This window comes from Tenacibaculum sp. 1_MG-2023, from assembly GCF_030547425.1.
Taxonomy (GTDB): Bacteria; Bacteroidota; Bacteroidia; order Flavobacteriales; family Flavobacteriaceae; genus Polaribacter.
In genome coordinates this window covers 94,714-114,680 of record NZ_JAUORH010000002.1, presented here as the reverse complement: position 1 = coordinate 114,680, position 19,967 = coordinate 94,714, and the positions used below count along the sequence as shown (strand labels likewise).

Annotated in this window: 15 protein-coding genes; 8 read left to right on the top strand and 7 right to left on the bottom strand. The window is 31.4% G+C overall.

From position 1 onward, the window contains the following. From fabF to pyk, 4 genes are all read left to right on the top strand, one after another. Entirely contained in the window at positions 1-1,251 is a 1,251-nt protein-coding gene (gene fabF / locus Q4517_RS02210; protein WP_303505754.1) for a beta-ketoacyl-ACP synthase II, read from the top strand. A 6-nt stretch (positions 1,252-1,257) separates the two neighbouring features. Then, the gene (rnc, locus tag Q4517_RS02205; RefSeq protein WP_115899425.1) at positions 1,258-1,995 is read left to right on the top strand and encodes a ribonuclease III; all 738 of its coding nucleotides are present in this window, start codon (positions 1,258-1,260) and stop codon (positions 1,993-1,995) included. Positions 1,996-2,079: 84 nt separating this feature from the next. Further along, positions 2,080-2,550: an IPExxxVDY family protein gene (locus Q4517_RS02200; protein ID WP_303505751.1), complete on the top strand. Its 471-nt coding sequence runs from the start codon at positions 2,080-2,082 to the stop codon at positions 2,548-2,550. Positions 2,551-2,554: 4 nt separating this feature from the next. After that, positions 2,555-3,982: a pyruvate kinase gene (gene pyk / locus Q4517_RS02195; protein ID WP_303505750.1), complete on the top strand. Its 1,428-nt coding sequence runs from the start codon at positions 2,555-2,557 to the stop codon at positions 3,980-3,982. Between the two features lie 62 nt (positions 3,983-4,044). On the opposite strand, the gene Q4517_RS02190 is transcribed toward pyk, so the two are convergent. Both Q4517_RS02190 and Q4517_RS02185 read right to left on the bottom strand, forming a co-directional pair. Beyond that, positions 4,045-4,428, bottom strand: a complete 384-nt coding sequence (locus Q4517_RS02190) for a DNA-binding protein (protein ID WP_303505748.1) — start codon at positions 4,426-4,428, stop codon at positions 4,045-4,047. Positions 4,429-4,661: 233 nt separating this feature from the next. Beyond that, positions 4,662-6,962 carry a M20/M25/M40 family metallo-hydrolase gene (locus Q4517_RS02185; RefSeq protein ID WP_303505747.1) on the bottom strand — a complete coding sequence of 767 codons (2,301 nt, stop codon included), beginning with the start codon at positions 6,960-6,962 and terminating at the stop codon, positions 4,662-4,664. Positions 6,963-7,062: 100 nt separating this feature from the next. Here Q4517_RS02185 and Q4517_RS02180 point away from each other — a divergent pair, with 100 nt between their 5' ends. Next, a complete protein-coding gene (locus Q4517_RS02180; RefSeq protein WP_303505746.1) occupies positions 7,063-7,530 on the top strand; it encodes a CBS domain-containing protein in 468 nt (155 codons plus the stop codon). Here the strand turns inward: Q4517_RS02180 and Q4517_RS02175 are convergent, their stop codons facing one another. Together Q4517_RS02175 and Q4517_RS02170 are read right to left on the bottom strand one after the other, a co-directional pair. Continuing rightward, a complete protein-coding gene (locus Q4517_RS02175) occupies positions 7,531-7,881 on the bottom strand; it encodes a hypothetical protein (RefSeq protein ID WP_303505745.1) in 351 nt (116 codons plus the stop codon). Continuing rightward, entirely contained in the window at positions 7,871-8,413 is a 543-nt protein-coding gene (locus tag Q4517_RS02170) for a GNAT family N-acetyltransferase (RefSeq protein WP_303505743.1), read from the bottom strand. The genes Q4517_RS02175 and Q4517_RS02170 overlap by 11 nt, the downstream gene beginning before the upstream one ends. 168 nt (positions 8,414-8,581) lie before the next feature. On the opposite strand from Q4517_RS02170, the gene Q4517_RS02165 reads away from it, so the two are divergent. From Q4517_RS02165 to Q4517_RS02155, 3 genes are all read left to right on the top strand, one after another. Then, complete coding sequence (locus tag Q4517_RS02165) at positions 8,582-8,917, top strand: single-stranded DNA-binding protein (protein WP_303505741.1); 336 nt, start codon at positions 8,582-8,584, stop codon at positions 8,915-8,917. Between the two features lie 175 nt (positions 8,918-9,092). Further along, on the top strand, positions 9,093-9,833 hold the full coding sequence (locus tag Q4517_RS02160) for an energy transducer TonB (RefSeq protein ID WP_303505738.1): 741 nt from the start codon (positions 9,093-9,095) through the stop codon (positions 9,831-9,833). Positions 9,834-9,851: 18 nt separating this feature from the next. After that, positions 9,852-12,788: a TonB-dependent receptor plug domain-containing protein gene (locus tag Q4517_RS02155; protein WP_303505736.1), complete on the top strand. Its 2,937-nt coding sequence runs from the start codon at positions 9,852-9,854 to the stop codon at positions 12,786-12,788. Between the two features lie 58 nt (positions 12,789-12,846). Here Q4517_RS02155 and Q4517_RS02150 read toward each other — a convergent pair whose 3' ends face one another. The 3 genes from Q4517_RS02150 to metG all read right to left on the bottom strand — a co-directional run bounded on the left by Q4517_RS02150 (position 12,847) and on the right by metG (position 19,852). Beyond that, on the bottom strand, positions 12,847-14,970 hold the full coding sequence (locus Q4517_RS02150; protein ID WP_303505734.1) for a Tex family protein: 2,124 nt from the start codon (positions 14,968-14,970) through the stop codon (positions 12,847-12,849). Between the two features lie 206 nt (positions 14,971-15,176). Next, entirely contained in the window at positions 15,177-17,594 is a 2,418-nt protein-coding gene (locus tag Q4517_RS02145) for a hypothetical protein (protein ID WP_303505732.1), read from the bottom strand. 203 nt (positions 17,595-17,797) lie between these two features. Continuing rightward, positions 17,798-19,852 (bottom strand): methionine--tRNA ligase, encoded by a 2,055-nt coding sequence (gene metG / locus Q4517_RS02140; protein ID WP_303505730.1) that lies wholly within the window; start codon positions 19,850-19,852, stop codon positions 17,798-17,800. Between the last annotated feature and the right edge of the window lie 115 nt (positions 19,853-19,967).

Here is a 19,967-nt window from a genome sequence, read left to right as displayed (position 1 = left end):
ATGCAATTAAAACGAGTTGTAGTAACTGGACTTGGCGCATTAACGCCAATAGGAAACAATAAAGAAGAGTATTGGAATAGCTTGGTTAACGGAGTTAGCGGAGCAGCACCTATAACGTATTTTGATGCTGCCAAGTTCAAAACTCGTTTCGCATGTGAGCTTAAAGATTTTAACGCGACCGATTTTATAAACAGAAAAGAGGCGCGTAAAATGGATAAATTTACGCAGTATGCGATGGTTGCTTCTGATGAAGCAATTGCCGATGCTAAATTAAACCTTGATGATGTTGATAAATTAAGAGTTGGCGTTATTTGGGGAGCTGGTATTGGAGGATTAGAAACATTTCAAAATGAAGTATTGAATTATGCTGAAGGAGATGGTTCACCTCGTTTCAATCCATTCTTTATCCCAAAAATGATTGCAGATATTGCTCCTGGGAATATTTCTATTAAAAATGGATTTATGGGGCCAAATTATACTACGGTATCTGCCTGTGCATCATCGGCTAATGCTATGATTGATGCTTTAAATTACATTCGACTAGGTCATTGTGATGTAGTTGTAACTGGTGGTAGTGAAGCTGCTGTTACAATTGCAGGGATGGGTGGTTTTAATGCTATGCATGCCTTATCTACTAGAAATGAAAGTCCAGAAACAGCTTCAAGGCCTTTTGATGCTGAACGTGATGGGTTTGTTTTAGGAGAAGGAGCAGGTGCAATAGTCTTAGAAGAATATGAACATGCTAAAGCTCGTGGAGCTAAAATTTACGCAGAAGTTATAGGTGGAGGAATGTCTTCTGATGCTTACCATATGACAGCACCTCACCCTGACGGAATTGGTGTAATTGCAGTAATGAAAAACTGTCTTGAAAATGCTGGGATAAAACCAGAAGACGTAGACCACATCAACACTCACGGTACTTCAACCCCTTTAGGAGATGTTGCAGAATTAAAAGCAATCTCTGAAGTTTTTGGAGATCATGCTAAAAATATTAATATCAACTCGACAAAGTCTATGACAGGGCATTTGTTAGGTGCTGCTGGTGCTATTGAAGCAATTGCTTCTTTATTAGCAATGGAACACGGTGTTGTTCCTCCAACAATTAATCATACTAATGTTGATGAAAACATCAACTCAGAGTTAAACTTAACGTTAAACAAAGCTCAGAAAAGAGAGATTAAAGTTGCAATGAGCAATACATTTGGTTTTGGTGGTCATAATGCTTGTGTAGCCTTTAGAAAACTAGATTAATCTTTTATGAACTTCCTTCGTAGAATTGTTAAACCCCAAAATAAAGAGGATGAAAACTTCTACTACGAATTAAAAGAACTGCTTAATTTTAAACCAATTAAGTTATCGTATTATAAAAAAGCATTTACGCACAGATCTTTAAAATTAGTAGATAGTAAAGGACACCCTGTTAACTACGAACGTTTAGAGTTTTTAGGAGATGCTATTTTAGGTACAGTTATAGCTTCTTACCTGTTTAAAAAAGTACCTGAAGGAGATGAAGGGTATTTAACGCAAATGCGTTCTAAGATTGTAAGTAGAGAACACTTAAATAGTTTAGGTAAAGACCTTGAGCTAATTAGGTTTATAAAAAGTAATATTTCTAAAGAACATGTTAGTAATAACATTCATGGAAATATTTTTGAAGCTCTAGTAGGTGCAATATATTTAGATAGAGGGTACAATTATTGTCATCAGTTTATTTATGAACAAGTAATAATGCCCTACGTAGATATTGAACGCTTGGAAGGAAAAATATCTAGTTATAAAGGTTTTGTTATAGAGTGGTGTCAAAAGCAAAAGAAAAAGTATAAGTTTGAATCATACGAAGATTCAGGAAATCAAAGTAAGAAACACTTCAGTGTTCGGGTTAGTATAGATGGTAACATCATAGCTAAGGGTAGAGCAACGTCTAAGAAAAAAGCAGAGGAAATTGCAGCAAAAAGAGTATATTTTGCTATGCAAAAGCAAATGTTAAATTCTTAACACGTAAACAAAAAACGTTTTCGTAAATTTTACATAGTATTTTCTATACATTCATTAATTTAGCAAAAACAAATAATTGTTTTTATGCCAATTTATGAGGTGAATATAAATGAATTTTCCGATGATGATTATACATTAATAGGAATTCATACTACTTTAGGAGAGTATAAATTAGCATATCTATTAAATAAACATTTGCAGGTTAAGTTTAATAGAGCGAGTTACGATTTAGACTTTATTAAAAAAGGTAGTCAATCATCTTATACAGTATATGAATATACCAATGCAAAACTATGTCAAGATTGGTTTTTAATAGCAAATGTATATAAGTCAATTCTTGAATCAGAATCAATAAGTCTTTTTAATCAAAGTGATTCAATTACACGTTTGATACCAGAAAAGAAAAAGGTTGATTTTTTTTTAAAACTAGAAGGAGATTTTGATTATGACTCAATTCTAAAAATTATAGAAGTAATTAAACAAATTCCTCAAATTATAACCTCTTATCAAATAGAGGTAAACTCATTAAAATCGAAAGATTTTTTAATTTTTTAATTATATGCCACACAACAAGAAAACAAAAATTGTAGCAACATTAGGTCCAGCAACAAACACAAAAGAAATTTTGGCTAATATGGCAGCAGCTGGTGTAAATGTTTTTAGAATTAATTTTTCACATGCCGATTATGAAGTAGTAAAAGAACGTGTACGTCAAATACGTGAGATAAATGATGAAAGAGGCTATAACGTAGCAATATTAGCAGATTTACAGGGGCCAAAGCTAAGAGTAGGTGTTATGCAAGATGGAGTGGAATTAAAAGCGGGAGACACCTTTAGTTTTACTACAGAAAAATGTGAAGGAACACAAGAGAAAGCTTTTATGACCTATCAGCGTTTTCCAAAAGATGTAAAGGTAGGAGAGAAGATTTTAGTTGATGATGGTAAGTTGATGTTTGAAGTAACAGCAACAGATAAAGAAAGTGAAGTTGTTACTAAAGTAATAGTTGGAGGAGCTTTAAAATCGAAAAAAGGAGTTAACCTTCCAAATACTAAAATTTCATTACCAGCTTTAACAGAAAAAGATAAGAAAGATGTAGTTTTTGCATTAGAGCAAGAAGTAGATTGGATAGCTCTTTCGTTTGTAAGAACACCAGAAGACTTACGTATTTTACGTGATATAATTAAACAGAAATCACGTTATAGAGTTCCTGTAATAGCAAAAATAGAAAAACCAGAAGCTGTTGAAAACATAGATGCCTTAATTCCGTATTGCGACGGATTAATGGTAGCTCGTGGTGATTTAGGGGTTGAAGTACCAATGCAAGATGTACCTTTGATACAAAAAATGTTAGTTCGTAGAGCTAAGCAAGCGAGGATTCCGGTAATTATAGCGACTCAAATGATGGAGACTATGATTGATAACTCTGTACCAACAAGAGCAGAGGTAAATGATGTAGCAAACTCTATTATGGATGGGGCAGATGCTGTAATGCTTTCAGGAGAAACTTCAGTAGGAAAACACCCAATAAGAGTTATTCAAAAAATGACTGAAATTATTGGAAGCGTAGAATTTTCAGATTTAATTGAAGTTCCACAAGAGCCACCACACATACGTACTAAAAGATTTATAACAAAATCAGTATGTCATCATGCAGCATTAATGGCTGATGATATTGATGCAGCAGCAATATCAACTTTAACCAATAGTGGATATACAGCTTTTCAAATTTCTGCTTGGAGACCAAAATCACACGTATTAGCGTTTTCATCTGAGAAAAGAATCTTAGGAAAGTTAAACCTTCTGTGGGGAGTTAGAGCCTATTTTTACGATAGAGAACTAAGTACCGATGATACTATTGAAGATATTAACGAAATAGCTAAAGAAAAAGGTTATGTAAAGACAGGAGATTTTATGATAAACTTATCATCAATGCCTGTAAAAGCAAAAGGTATGGTAAACACGTTACGTGTTTCTCATATTGACTAAATAAAGGTATTAAAAACACAAAAAATCCCTATCATAAATAAATGATAGGGATTTTTTACGGCTTATGCCTTCTTTTCAAAAGTAGCCAACTTTAAAGCATCTTTAATAAGTTTACCAGGTCTAAAAATAGTGCGTACACTTTTTATGTTACTAGCAGTTACCTTATCGGCAGTTTCACTACCTTCACTACTACCGCCAGCTTGTAAGGTAAAATAATCACCAGCATATACAATTTTACCATCAGCTACATCATTAGCTATTTTAGTAAATACTGTTTCTAGCACAGCAAGAATATCACCCTTGCTAACCGTAGAGGTTTCAGAAGCATATTTAGCTAAGTCATTTAACGAGGTTTTACCATTCCCAACAATATTTGCATAAAATTTTTCAGGTACTTGAGGGTCTCTTGGATTTCTTCTTTTTACTACAGTGAATTTCACAGCCATAATTTTTAATTTTTTAAGTTAATATTATTTTTAAAACAACAAAATTCATACCAAAATAACAGCTACTTTTCTAACACTTAACAATCTATAAAAACAAAACACTAAGAAAACTTACAAAAAAGACCTTGATGTTTTCATCAAAACATCAAGGTGTTTTTTAAAAAAGATATAAGTCTTTTATAACTACCCTAAAAACAATGCTTTTTTAGATGGTTTAAGAAAGCTTTTACTGGTTATAATTCAAGCTTTCGAGTACAAATAATAGCATCGTTAACCACAAAAGGCATTGGCATCATTATTTCACTTCTAGGTCGTATGGTAAACTTTGGGTGCGATAATAAATCATTAGATATTTCATTAATTACAATATCAGGTTGGGTATTTTTATTAATTGTAAAAGAAATAGTTAAATCTTTATCAGTATTCGCCATTTGATAAATTAATAGCGTTCCCTTACCGGCTGTAAAAGCTTCCCCTTTATCGTACAAAGTTCCATTAACAGTAAAATTAGTTAACTCTATTTGAGTGTTTGTGTACAACTCGTATTTATCAATGTTTCGCGTAGGCGCAATTGTGAATGAAACATTTCGGAGGTTATTAATAAGTGTATCCTTATTAATTTTAATATTAGAAATAGGAATGTTTTTATTTTCTGCTTTTTGATAATAATTAAAAGAAGTATTGTATTTACTTTTTCCCGCCATTAAATCGATACCACCTTGTTTAGATTCATCATTAAAATATTGTTTGGTATACCCATCTAAGGTTTTATTATGACTTGCCCAATAAGAGGTGTTAGTATCAGAATTTTGAATAAAAACTAAACTATTAGGCTTTTTCTTTTCTATTGAAAAACCGCTATTAAAAGTAGCAAGTACAAAGAATAGTAGCGCAAGAAAACCAGTCAATGTTTGCCATCCGTTTTTAGTTTTTTCCTGATAAAAAACAGGAAGTATCAACCCGAAAATAAACACTAAAAGTATGGCAGAAATAAATAATGTTTTTAAACCTAAGGCTACAGGAAATAATTGAATCATAGGAGCAATCATGTATATAGTAGGGATAGATATAATTGCAAACAACGTAGCTCTAGATGCTTTATTTATATTCATAAATAGCAAGATTGCTAAAATGAATAAAGAAGCAAAAACAGGAATAATAAAGAAACCCGCTTCTGGTAAATTCATATAAATTAAAACATTTATAATTAATCCAAAAGTTATAGGAGCAATTAGTAAATCGATGGCTTTGGCTTCTTTTAACTTATTATATACTTTAAAAAGAACCCAAAGATTTAAAAGAACAAAAGCAATAATGTATTGATATCCATTATAAGTAAAACCATGAAGTATATCGGTATATTGTGGATGGATAATTAATAATAATTGCCATAACCCGTATGATATACCTACGCATAGTACTAAAGATAGTATGTAAGGAATAAAACCTTTTAATACACCTATTACGGTCATCTTCTTCTTATATATACCAACTGCAATCAGCGCTATAAATAACAAAAAAGCAATGATTAGCATTGGCAGCACCCAAGAAAATGGATAGGTTAAAAGCTTTATAAAAGGAAAGTTTACATAAATATAATCTGTATCGCTATTCAGGTTGGTTAAATCAGCATTTGCAAAATAGTTTAACGAAGTGGTAAAATAATCCGCTTGATGTAAGAGTGTTTCTCTATTTAATCTTTCGTATGAATCTTGTTCAGTATGATAATCAAAATGATCATCAATAAAAGCAAAATTAAATCCGTTAATATTTCCTTTTTCTCTAAAAACAGTTAAATCGGTATCGTTAGGAAGTTTTTTATATACACCATACATTAAAGAGTTAGCTGCAGGGTAATTTGGGTTTGCGTTTAAAAACTCAGTTAATAACGTTTTGTTTTTTCCATTTGTTTCCATCAGCATATAACTTGAGCCACCACTACCACGTGCTTCAAAGTTCAGTACTAATCCAACATCTTTTGCCCAAGGATGATTTTCAACAAAAGCTTGTGCGCCTAAAAGTCCTAATTCTTCAGCATCCGAAAAAAGTATAATAATATCGTTTTTAGGTGTCTTATTTGCGGCTAGGTAAGCTCTTATACCTTCTAAAATAGTTACCACACCAGAGCCAGCGTCACTTGCACCTAAAGAAGAGTGTGGATTAGAGTCATAATGAGTTAAAAGTAATAAAGCTTTGCCGTTCTCAGTTCCTTTAATTTTAGCAATGATATTTTCTGTAGTAGTTGCTGCTCTCCATTTTTTATTAATAGCAGTTTGATATTGAATTTCAGGCTCTAAATTCAGTTTTTTCAACTCTTGTACCAGATAATTTTGCACATTTTTGTGTTCTTCAGATCCAGTATGATGCGGCTTTTGAGAAATGTTTTTTAAATGATACAGTGCATTATCAATTGAAAATTCAGTAGCACTAATTTCTTTTTTTGAAGAGGTTACACTGGGTATTATATCGTTAAAGCTCCAATAAACAGTTAAAATAATGATGAGAACTGCCAGGTAATTTCTTGATGATTTCATAGTTGGATTTTAGTATTTATAAAAGTAAGTAATTTATTTTTTAAGAAGAAAAAACATAATCAATTAAAAATCAGTATATTTAAGAGTAAAATTTAAGATTATGGCAATTAAAAGTTTTCAAGGAAAGAGATCGAGTACACCCCAAGAAGAGAAGGTACCAATGTTGGTTTCAGATTATATGAGTACAAAATTAATTACGTTTAAAGAAGAACAATCTATTGAAGATGTAATAGATGTACTTATAAAGCATAAAATATCAGGAGGGCCTGTTGTTAATAAAAAAAATGAATTGGTAGGAATTATTTCAGAAGGTGACTGTATAAAACAAATATCAGAAAGCAGGTATTACAACTCACCAACAGGTAAGAACAATACCGTTGGAAAAGCTATGGTGAAAGAAGTTGAAACGATTGATGGTAACATGAATATTTTAGATGCTGCCAATAAATTTTTACAATCACGTAGAAGACGCTTTCCCATTGTTGAAAATGGTAAGCTAGCAGGACAAATCAGTCAAAAAGACGTGCTTATTGCAGCTATGAAATTAAAAGGAAATACATGGAAGTAGTTAATCTTGCTTAACTAATAAATATAGTTCATTTTCTAATACTAAATATCCTTGGTCATACACATAAAAATAGGTGTTGCCTGTTTTTGTTGTATAAAGAGATGTAATAAATTTAAAGTCAAAACCTCTATCAAATAATTTACGTCGCGTTACTTTAGTTTTACCAGAAGTATTTAATTCGGAAAGAATTTTATAGTTCTTTCGTAAGCGGTTGTTGGTGTTTCGTATTAGGTTCTTACTTTCTTTATTAACTTTATTATTAAAAGCGTTTCGGCAGTAATCAGAACAAAACTTCTTGTCAACCCTACCAATTACTTTTTCTCCACACTCCAAACATTGCTTATTGCTCATAATCTGTTTTTTTAAGTTCGTACCAGTTAACATCTACACCCTTATAACCAAACTGGTTTATAAACTGTAATCCTATTTTTTGTAGAATTTTGTTAGAACCAATATTTTCTACATCAGCTGCACCATAAATAATATCATAATTCATTTCGTTAAAGCCAAAGTCTAAACAAGCAAAAGCAGCTTCTGAGGCAAAACCTTTACCCCAAAAACGCGGAATAAAACGATAACCAATATCAATAAAATTCGTAAAACCGTTCAAGCTTTCTTTTTCTCCTTGATTAAGCTTTAACCCAGACCATCCAATAAAATCACCCGAAGCTTTTTCAAAAGCAGCAAACCTACCAATACCTCTTTCTTTATATTGCTCTTCAAAAAAGGTTATAATGTCTTCAGCTTGCTTGTAAGTTGTAATAGGGTTCTTTCCTAAATATTTATGCACTTCAGCGTTTGAGTCTAACTCAAAAATTCCTTCAGTTTCACTTTCTCTAAACTCTCTTAAAATTAAACGTTCGGTTTCTAAATAAAATTTCATGCTAAATATTTGGTTTCAAAGGTATAAAATATAATTAAACGATTACATTCAATTACAAACGAAAACAAATGGTTGCTAACCGTTTTTAATTTGCATGCTGTATCATCTTTGCAGTGTCAATTCATTTGAATGACAAATTCTTAACTGTTTAACATTAAAACAAATATTATGAACGCACTAAAAAACAGAGTACAGTTAATAGGTAATTTAGGAAACACACCAGAAATCATTACTCTTGAAAGTGGAAAGAAACTAGCAAAGTTTGCTATTGCAACTAATGAAACGTATAAAAATGCACAAGGAGAAAAGATAACCGATACACAATGGCATAATGTGGTTGCATGGAATAAAACAGCAGAGATTATAGAAAAATATTTAGAAAAAGGAAAAGAAGTGATGATAGAAGGGAGGCTTACTTCACGTTCTTTTGAAGATAAAGAAGATAATAAGCGTTATATAACAGAAGTAGTTTGTAATGAATTGTTAATGCTAGGAAATAAATAAGTGGGTAAGTTGTTGAAAAAGAGACTAATAAAAGAGCCTAAGAAAATAGGTTCTTTTTTTTTGAAAAAAAGATAAGGTAGTATTTAAAAAATACTTACTTTTGCCGGCCATTCCCCCGACCATATCTAATTCGTAAGAATACTCTATACCCATTATTAATTATATAATTACTTATATGAGAAAGTATTTTTTAGTAGTTTTTTTATTGTCGTCTTTTAATTTCTATGCTCAACGAGAAGTATGCGAATCTCCTGATGAATCTTTGATTGATGTTAATAGTATAACAAAATGTACTATTGAACCAATAAAAAACTCAAAGAAAAAAGCAGATAGACAAATTAAAGTTAAAATATCTGCAAGTAAAAGATATCTTAAAAAAAGAGTTGTTAAAAAAAAGGCACAAGCTATAAGCTCAGTTAGTACTTTAAATGTTAATGATGTTTCTGCTTCTGAAGATGTGAAGATAGAAAATGAAGAGATTGCTAAGAAAACATCAGGTTATAAAAACAATTTAACAAGGATAACAGAGATGTTATCAAAAGAAGAATTATCTGAGGCAAAAAAACTTTATTATACAGAAAAAATACCATCTTTTGATAAATGTAAAAACGCGAAGAAAAAAGACAGACTTGATTGTTTTAATCTAGAGATGGTTAATCACATTAATAAACACTTCCGCTATCCAGGAGAAGCAGTAAGAAACCAAATTCAAGGAGAAGTTTGGATTCGTTTCGTTATAGATAGAGATGGTTATGTAACAAATATTAAAACTTTAGGCCCTGACGGAGGAGAAATCCTTAATGAAGAAGCAAAACGAGTGGTATCTATGCTACCTCGCTTCGAACCAGGAAAAAATAAAGGAAAACGTGTGCCTGTAAAATATGGTTTTCCAATAAACTTTTCATTAGAAGAATAAAAATCAATTAAATTTAAAATGTTAAAAAAACAATTAGTAATGATTGTTTTTACCTTAGCTGCTATAACAAGTTATGCTCAGGTAAAAATATCAGGTTCGGTGTATGATGAATATTTAGAGCCGTTTTACAATGCGAAAATTTCAAACGGTGAAACTTTTACAGTTTCAGATGAAGAAGGAAACTTTTCAATCGTTTTATCAAGTAATACGTTACCTCAAACATTAACAATTTCTGCTTTTGGATTTAAAACAGAAGAGGTTTCAATTATTTCTTTTGAGAAAAAGATAAACGTAGTTTTGAAAGAAAACCTTCTGTTAGATCAAGTGGTTATATCAGCTTCTAGAACTCCAGAAAAAATTATTGAATCTCCTGTTACCATAGAAAGGCTAGGGTTAACTGATATTAAAAAAAATAGCTCAAATTCTTTTTATGATGGATTAGCTAATTTAAAAGGAGTTGATGCCAGAGAAGTTAGTTATGGTTACAAATCTATAAACACCAGAGGTTTTGCCGATTTTAATAATTCAAGATTTGTTCAGCTAGTAGATGGTATGGATACAGCAGCACCAGCTTTAAATACTAGTGCTGGTAATTTATCTGGTGTTTCTGAACTAGATATTTTAAGTGTAGAGATATTACCAGGAGCATCTTCGGCTTTATATGGTGCCAATGCTTATAATGGTATTATGATAATGGATACTAAAAACCCATTTAACCATACAGGTGTAAGTGTTTTAGTAAAGGGAGGAATGACTAGTCAAGAAGCGGCAGGCAACAACCCTTTTTATGATGTTAGTACTCGAATGGCATATAAGTTTAGTGATGCTTTTGCAGCAAAAGTAAACTTCTCTTATTTTGAAGCAGAAGAGTGGCATGCTACCGATAATAGAAACAAAAGAATTGACACTAATGAGATTATTGACGGAAGCTTTGATGCTTCTCAAAGTTTAGATTACGATGGTGTCAACATGTATGGAGACGAAGATTTTGCAGACTTAGCAAGCTCAACTCCTATACTTGTATATTTAGGGTATTTACCAGCATCATCGTTAGATGAAGATTCTACATTAAATTTTCCAGTAGGAACACATATTAGTAGAAAAGGATATTCAGAAAGAGAATTAGTTAGAGATTACAAGTCTAAAAACTTAAAATTTTCTACCTCATTGCATTACAGACCTTTTAAAGATGAATCGTTAGAAATTCAGTTAGCTACAAGAATAGCAATGGGTGATAATATGTTTCAAGGGGCAGCATCAAGATTTGCACAACGCAACTATTATATAGGGCAGTCTAAGTTAGAGGTAAAAGGAGATAATTTCTTTGTAAGAGGATATTATACACGTAATGATGCAGGAGATAGTTACGATTTAACAAGCACAGCTCAAAGATTAAACTCATTAGCAGACGCTAAAATTCCTGTTTTATCTGGTACAAATTACATACCAACTTGGGGAGATTACTACGCAGAACAATATATGGCTCTTATAAATAATGATCCATCTCTTATAGGAGCTTCTGGAAATGCTTTTAACGTTAACGATGTTGATCCAAGAGTTATAGCAATGTCTAGAGAATATGCAGATCAATTTAGATTAAATCCAGGTACTGCTGAATTTACGAACGGATTTAACTCAATTACATCAACATTAATAACTGAAGGAGGGAGTAAAATTTACGACAAAAGTGCTTATGCGCATGTAGATGGAAACTATAACTTTAGAAGTTTAGTTAATGATTGGGCTGATATCCAAATAGGAGGTTCATATAGAAACTATAATCCAGAATCAAAAGGAACAATATTTAATGATGCTAACGAAGAAATAAATATTGAAGAATACGGTTTCTATACACAACTTCAAAAGAAATTTTTAAATGAAAGATTAAAGTTTACAGGTTCTATCCGTTACGATAAATCTGAAAACTTTTCAGCAAACTATTCACCGAGGTTAGCGCTTAACTATGCTTTAGGAGAGGAAAAATTGCATATAATTAGAGCATCATATCAAACAGGATTTAGAAATCCAACAATTCAAGAGCAGTACATGTTCGCTCCATCAGCTAGAAAAATTACCGTAGGTTCTACAGCTGATAACCTAAGAAGAATAGGAATACCTACTGTTAGCAGATATGAAGATCCTACAACAGGTGGTACTGTAACAGAAAATTCTATTACAACAGGAGATGATATAATTAATAATGCTTTATTAACAAGATCTGTATATGATTTAGGTTTTATTGATGAGAGAGGACAAAATATTAAATCTGAATATAAAGAAATACAAGCAGAAGAAGTTAGAACATTTGAGTTAGGGTATAGAAGTCTTTTAAATATAAATAATACTAATTTAGATATAGACTTTAATGCATTTTATAGTGTACACAACGATTTTGTGTTTTTCCAAGATGTGGTGGTGCCAAATATAGGAAACGTAATAGCAACAGGTCAATTAGATCCTTTAGCTGCTGAAGCAATTAGAACAGGAAGTGTAACTGAGTTTAACTTAATTACGAATGCTAAATCTAAGATTAATTCTTACGGTATTGGTATTGGTTTCAATACAAAGTTATTTAGAAATTTCAATATAGGTGCAAATTATAATTTCACAGATTTTGAAATGAAAGAAGACTTAGATTTTGGATCTTTTGAGCCTAATTTTAATACCCCAAAACATAGTGCTAAAATTCAGTTTGGAAATGAAAAGCTTTTCAAAAATTTTGGATTTAATATCAATGCAAGATGGACTGATAAATATAGATGGGTTTCAACTTTTGTAAAAGGTAATGTTGATGCAAGAACTGTTTTAGATGCACAATTAAATTATCGTATTCCTAGTTTAAAATCTAAGTTTAAAATTGGAGGTACAAATTTATTCGGTAAAGAATACCAACATGCTCCAGGGTTAGGGAACATAGGTAGGTTATATTACCTTTCTTGGATTATTAATAACTAAAAAAGAAGTTATTATTCACACAAAAAAACGAGCTAATTTAATTAGCTCGTTTTTTTGGTTAAAAATTCATACTTAACTGAATACGTTTTCTTACAGTGTCCACCTCCAATATCTTAACTTGAACGTGTTGATGCAAGCTTACATGCTCATTTACATCTTTAACAAACGTATTAGATAAATTAGATACGTGTACTAAACCACTTTCTTTAATGCCTATATCAACAAAGCAACCAAAATTGGTAATGTTATTTACAATTCCGGGTAGTACCATGCCTGTTTGTATATCATCTATTGTTTTAATATGTTCGTTAAAACTAAAGGCTTTGGCTTTTTTACGAGGGTCTAAACCAGGTTTTTCTAACTCTTTTACTATATCTTGTAGCGTAGGTAACCCGTAAGAATCGGTTACATATTGCTGAAGCTTAATTTGTTTTAAAACAGAAGAATTACCAATCAAGTCATCTACTTTTTTACCAATATCTTTGGCTATTTGTTTTACTAAGGAATAACGTTCAGGATGTACAGCAGAGTCATCTAATGGATTATTACCATTTTTAACACGTAGAAAACCAGCCGATTGCTCGAATGCTTTTCCTCCTAAACGAGGAACTTTTTTAATAGCAGTTCTATCGGTAAAAGTTCCATTTTCATTTCTGTAATTCACTATGTTTTCAGCCAATTTAGGTCCAATTCCAGAAACATAACTTAATAAAGAAGCACTAGCAGTATTAATATTAACACCTACTTTGTTTACACAATGTTCTACTACAGTGTCTAGTGATTTTTTTAATTGTGTTTGATCTACATCGTGTTGGTATTGACCTACACCAATCGATTTGGCTTCAATCTTTACCAGCTCAGCTAAAGGGTCAGCTAATCTACGACCTATTGAAACTGCACCACGAACCGTTACATCATAATTCGGAAACTCATCTCGTGCAATTTTAGAAGCAGAATAAATAGAAGCACCAGCTTCACTTACAACAAATACTTCTATATCATTTTTAAAGTGGATACGTTTCACCAAGCGTTCAGTTTCTCTTGAAGCAGTTCCGTTACCTATAGCAATAGCTTCTATTTTATAAGCATCTGTTAAAGAGCTAAGTTTGTTCATTGCTTCTTTGGATTGGTGTTGAGGTGCGTGCGGAAAAATAGTTTCGTTATGTAATAACTTTCCTTGTTCACTTAAACAAACCACTTTACAACCCGTTCTAAATCCAGGGTCGATAGCTAAAATTCGTTTTCCACCTAATGGAGAACCTAATAATAATTGTTTCAGGTTTTTAGCAAATACTTTAATGGCGCTTTCATCTGCCTTTTCTTTAGCTATAGACAAAGCTTCATTTGATAACGCAGGAAAAATTAAACGCTTATAAGCATCAGCAATAGCTAATTCAATTTGTTCAGTACATTCGTTATGCGAACGAATAATTCTGTCTTCCATTTTTTGAAGTGCTCGTTCATCATCAATACTAATTTTTATACGAATAAAACCTTCTTTTTCGGCACGTAAAATAGCTAGCAATCGATGCGAGGGAATTCTACTTAGATTTTCCTCCCAATCAAAGTAATCTTTAAATTTTTGGGCAGCATCCTCGTCTTTTTTAGTTTTGATAACCTTGGTAGCAATGGTGGCAAAACGCTCTAACTGGTAACGAATGTTATTACGGATATCCGTTCGTTCGTTAATCCATTCAGAAATAATATGGCGAGCGCCTTCTAACGCTTTTTCTTCAGATTCTACTTCGTTGTTTATATATTTTGAAGCCGTGCATTCCAAATCGTTTACTCGCTGACTCATAATCATCTTCGCCAATGGTTCTAAACCGTTTTTACGAGCTGTTTCTGCTTTGGTTTTACGTTTCTTTTTATAGGGAAGGTAAATATCTTCTAGGGTAGTTAAATCTTCTGTCTTTTCAATTTTTTCTTTTAACTCATCGGTTAAAACTTCTTGCTCTTCTAAAGCTTTTAAAATTGCTGTCTTTCGTTTTTCTAAGGCTTCAAATTGTTCTTTAAGTTGTACAATTTGTCCTATTTCAACTTCATCTAAATTACCTGTTTTTTCTTTTCGGTAACGGGAAATAAAAGGAATGGTACAATCTTCATTTAATAATTCAATCGTATTTTGAATTGATTTTTGTGAGATTTGCGTACGAGAGGTTATATAGGAGATAAGTTGCATTGAAAAATTATTTTAAATAAAAAACCTCGCATGAATAGCGAGGTTTCAAATATAATAAATGTTTATATGTAAGCTATAAATTATCCGTTATTCACTTTTTGAGAAGGTTGAACAAAGGCTAATTTACTATAAAGCACATATAAAAAATAAATAGAGATAAGGGCAAAAAAAATATGCTGGTTTATTTAGTGATAAATCTCCCTGTTTTATTTATTAGAATCAATATTTAATACTTTTTTAGCTACAATATATTTTCCATCTTGAGTTATTCCTTCTATAAAAAGAGTGATGTTTGTATTAGCTGGGTTGTGTATTTTAAAGTTTAAGTTTCCACTACTATCTAGATTAGCATTAGGGATCCAATCTATAACTCCATACTCTTTATAAAAAGAATTATGGTAAGTTTTATATTTAGGAACATAGAATTTTTTATTGTTGGAGAATGTTAAAGGGAAATTAAACTTCCTATTATTGTCAATTTTTCTTTTTACGCTTGAAGTTTTACGGGTATAAATCTTTAAAACTCCGTTAGATCCACGCATGCCCTCACCAAATCCATGACGATTTGCAACCATATAATCTATGTCATCCATACTGAAATGATGTAAGAAGTCAAGATTTGACTGAATCACATCGTCTAAGTAAACGGTTGGAGGAGCGGAGCTGAAAGATGATTTTCCTGAACTATTACTTAAAATAAATTGCCCCATATATCCAGTAACTGTAAAACCCATTACATATGAAGTTATATAGTTTGCCAATCTTAAATTAAATCTTCTATGAGAGTCATCTATTAAATAAATATCACCCCAATTTTTAGATTGAATTTTATCGATTTTTTGTTGTCTTAAATTTACACTAATAATGGCTTCGTCTAGGTTTTGATATTCATCAAATTCAGAGTATGAAAAAGGGTTGGTTTTAAATTCATATGAATAATAGCTATTTTTGGGAGGTAAAGATGTTTTTAAATAGTTGTTAATTAGAGGGATTTTATTAGGAGAAAATTGAACATATAAATCAGGCTTGATTAGTTTTCCTTTTTTATTTAATACACTTAATTTTAAAGATTCTTTATTCAATGGATACAAACCATCTTTTACAAAATACTTTTTATTTTCTTGGACATTTATAATACTTGGATTACTAAGCTTTAATGGAGAAATAAAAAATTCAGAGTTATTAATATTGTTTTTATTAACTTTAATGGTAATGCCATTTTCAAAAGCAAAGTGGTTTGAAGTATTGTTTTCAAAAATAGAGTTCCAATCATAACTACTCCAACCTTGAGTGAGAAGTAAATTGTCTAAATGATATTTCTTTTTTCTATTAATATTGATGAAATAATATCTAGCATTTTCTATATAGCCTTTAACATATGGTTGTAGGTGTGTGTAAGAAATTATATTATGGTTTTTTTGATAAGCTTTAGTTTCTTTTGGTAGTACAGATACACTAAGATGAATATTATTTTTAGGTCTGTTAGAAAGTTGAAAAAAGGGTATGTCAATTTGTAAAGAATCTCCTTTTTTTGAAAGTTTAGGCTCTTTTAAAGTTAACGTTTCAATACCTTTATAATTGAAAAAGAGACGTTCTAAAATAGGGTTATTGTCTTCGTCAAAAAGTGTAAAAATATTTATACCAGGGAGTAATTTTTTATAATCAATTACTTTAATAAAACTAGTTTCTTTAAATTTAATAACTGCTTCTTTTATAATAACTCCATTATGAATAGTTAATTTAAAAGGCTTATTTTTAATGTTTTTTAATGTTTTTTGGTTTGTTCCTAACTCTATAAGAACTTTGTTGTTCACTCGGTTTAGTTTAATCGAAACTCCTTTACTTTTAATTCCTGTTATGGTGTGTTTATATTCTTTATCTAAATGTGTGATTTTAACTATGTAATTTTGTTTCGCTTTTGGAAGTAAAGAAAAATTACCAATACCTAAGAAGTTAGTTTTAAAAGTAGTAATAAGGGTGTTGTTAGAATCGTATATTTTACCTGCTACATTTGGAATACCATATCCGTTACTGTCTTTTATGGTAACTCCTACTTTAGTTTTTATATTGTTTACGAGGTGACCACCTTCGGGTAAAAATTGAGCATCTATCGGACTAGAAAGAGCCTTTCTTTTTAAGTAAGAATTTTTTTCTGGATCAATGACTTTAAAAGATTCAACGAAGGTGTTGGGTTCATCAAAATTTTTCATCCAGTTTGTGTATGCTTTAAAAGTATACTTTCCACTAGAGAAAAGACTATCAATCTTAAAAAAGTTAAATGCAATTCCTCGATTAACTTTAATTAGTTTACCCTTAATAATATGATTGTTTTCATCTGTAATAACACAATATAAGTTTTTAGTTAAGAGTGAAGGAGTTTTTTTAGCCTTATCAATTATATAACTACAAAACCCCAGAGTTTCTCCTTTTATATAGATAGATTTGTTGAGTTGAGAATAGGCTAGCTCTCTATAGTCAGAAGTATAGTTTTGAAAATTAGTAATTACTGGGTTTGTTTTTTGTTGTTGTGTAAAAGAGTAGGTTTTAATAAAAAGAAAATTAATAAATAAAGATAGCTTAAGGGTTTTGGTTAGATTTTTGTAGAATAAGAGTTCAGTTTTCATGTAACTTTTTTAGTAATAAGTTCGAAATATCTCAAAAATTATGCCTTAAGTTAAATGTGTTTATAAGATGAATTTTAAATTTAATGAGGTTGTGGTTTTAAAGTGCTTTGTAATAGGTGGTAAGGATTTGAAGTATGTTTATAAAAAAAGAAAAACCTCACTTCTTAGTGAGATTTTATATATGTATGTGTATTTCGTGGATTTTAAGCTATAAACTCTCCGTTATTCACCTTTTCAGAAGGTTGCACAAAGGCTAATTTACCATCAGGAGTATCGGTCATTAAAATCATTCCTTGACTCTCTACGCCACGTAATTTTCTTGGTGCTAAATTACACAGTACAGATACTTGCTGACCAACAATTTCCTCTGGTTTAAAGCTTTCAGCAATTCCAGAAACAATGGTACGGGTATCAATACCTACATCTACGGTAAGTTTCAGTAGTTTTTTTGTCTTAGCCACTTTTTCAGCCGAAACAATAGTTCCTACTCGAATATCCATTTTTGTAAAATCGTCAAACTCAATAGTGTCCTTTTGAGGTTCTACTACTTTGTTAGCAGCTTCGTTTGCTTTTTTAGTAGCTTCTAATTTGTCTAACTGCGTTTGAATTGTAGCATCTTCAATTTTAGAAAACAATAATTCCGCTTTGTTAATTTGATGGTTTTCGGCTAACAGAATGTCTTTTTCAGCAACATCATTCCAAGAAAGATTGTTATCAATATTTAAAATTGACTTTAATTTTGTTGAAGTGAATGGTAAAAATGGTTCAGACAACACTGCTAATCCAGCTGCGATTTGCAAGGCAACGTTCATAATAGTTTTGGTACGTTCTTCGTCAACTTTAATTACTTTCCATGGTTCTTCGTCAGCTAAATACTTGTTACCTAAACGAGCTAAATTCATCATTTCTTGAGAAGCTTCTCTAAAGCGATAACGTTCTATAGACTTTGCAATAATATCTGGAAATTGCTGTAATTGCTCTAAAGTGTCTTTGTCAATTTCTGAGAATTCTCCCACAGATGGTACCTGCCCGTTGTAGTATTTGTTTGTTAATACTACCACACGGTTAATAAAGTTTCCGAAAATAGCAACTAACTCGTTGTTGTTCTTCGCTTGAAAATCTTTCCAAGTAAAATCATTATCTTTATTTTCAGGAGCATTGGCTGTTAAAGTATAACGTAACACATCTTGTTGGTTTGGAAATTCTTCTAAATATTCGTGTAACCAAACTGCCCAATTCTTAGAAGTAGATAATTTATTTCCTTCTAAGTTTAAAAACTCGTTAGCTGGTACATTTTCTGGTAAAATAAAGTCTCCGTGTGCTTTTAGCATTGCAGGGAAAATAATACAGTGAAATACAATATTATCTTTACCAATAAAGTGGACTAATTTAGTATCGTCTTTTTTCCAATAGTCCTCCCAATTTTTTCCTTCGCGTTCTGCCCATTCTTTGGTAGATGAGATATAACCAATAGGAGCGTCGAACCAAACGTACAGTACTTTTCCATCAGCACCTTCAACAGGAACAGGAATTCCCCAATCTAAATCACGGGTTACAGCACGAGGGCGTAATCCGTCATCAATCCAAGATTTACATTGCCCTAATACATTAGGTTTCCAATCATTTTTATGTCCCTCTAAAATCCATTCGCGTAAAAAAGCTTCGTGTTTATCTAAAGGTAAAAACCAATGTTTAGTTTCTTTTAAGGTAGGAACATTTCCTGTAATTGCTGATTTAGGGTTGATTAAATCGGTAGCGTTATGACTGGTTCCACACTTTTCACATTGATCTCCGTAACTTTCTTCATTTCCACATTTAGGGCAGGTACCAATAACGAATCGATCAGCTAAAAACTGATTCGCTTCTTCGTCGTATAGTTGTTGCGTAACTTCTTCAATAAATTCACCATCGTTATATAATTTTGTGAAAAAATCAGAAGCTGTTTTATGATGAATTTCAGCTGAAGTACGTGAATAATTATCAAAAGAAATTCCAAAATCTTCAAATGATTTTTTAATGATTCCGTTATATTTATCAATAATATCCTGTGGAGTAACACTTTCTTTTTTAGCACGCATTGGTATTGCAACTCCATGTTCATCAGAACCACAAATATAGGCTACGTCTTTTCCTTTTTGACGCAGATAACGCGCATAAATATCTCCAGGAACATACACCCCTGCCAAATGTCCAATATGGATTGGACCATTTGTATAAGGTAATGCTGCTGTAATTGTATATCTTTTTGGTGTACTCATGTTTTTCTACTAAAATTAAAGCGCAAAAGTACGAAAAAGCAATTTTTTATACTGTTATAAATTAGGTACATTTGATGGGTTTTAGACTTTTAAGATCAAGAAAAGAGACTTGTTT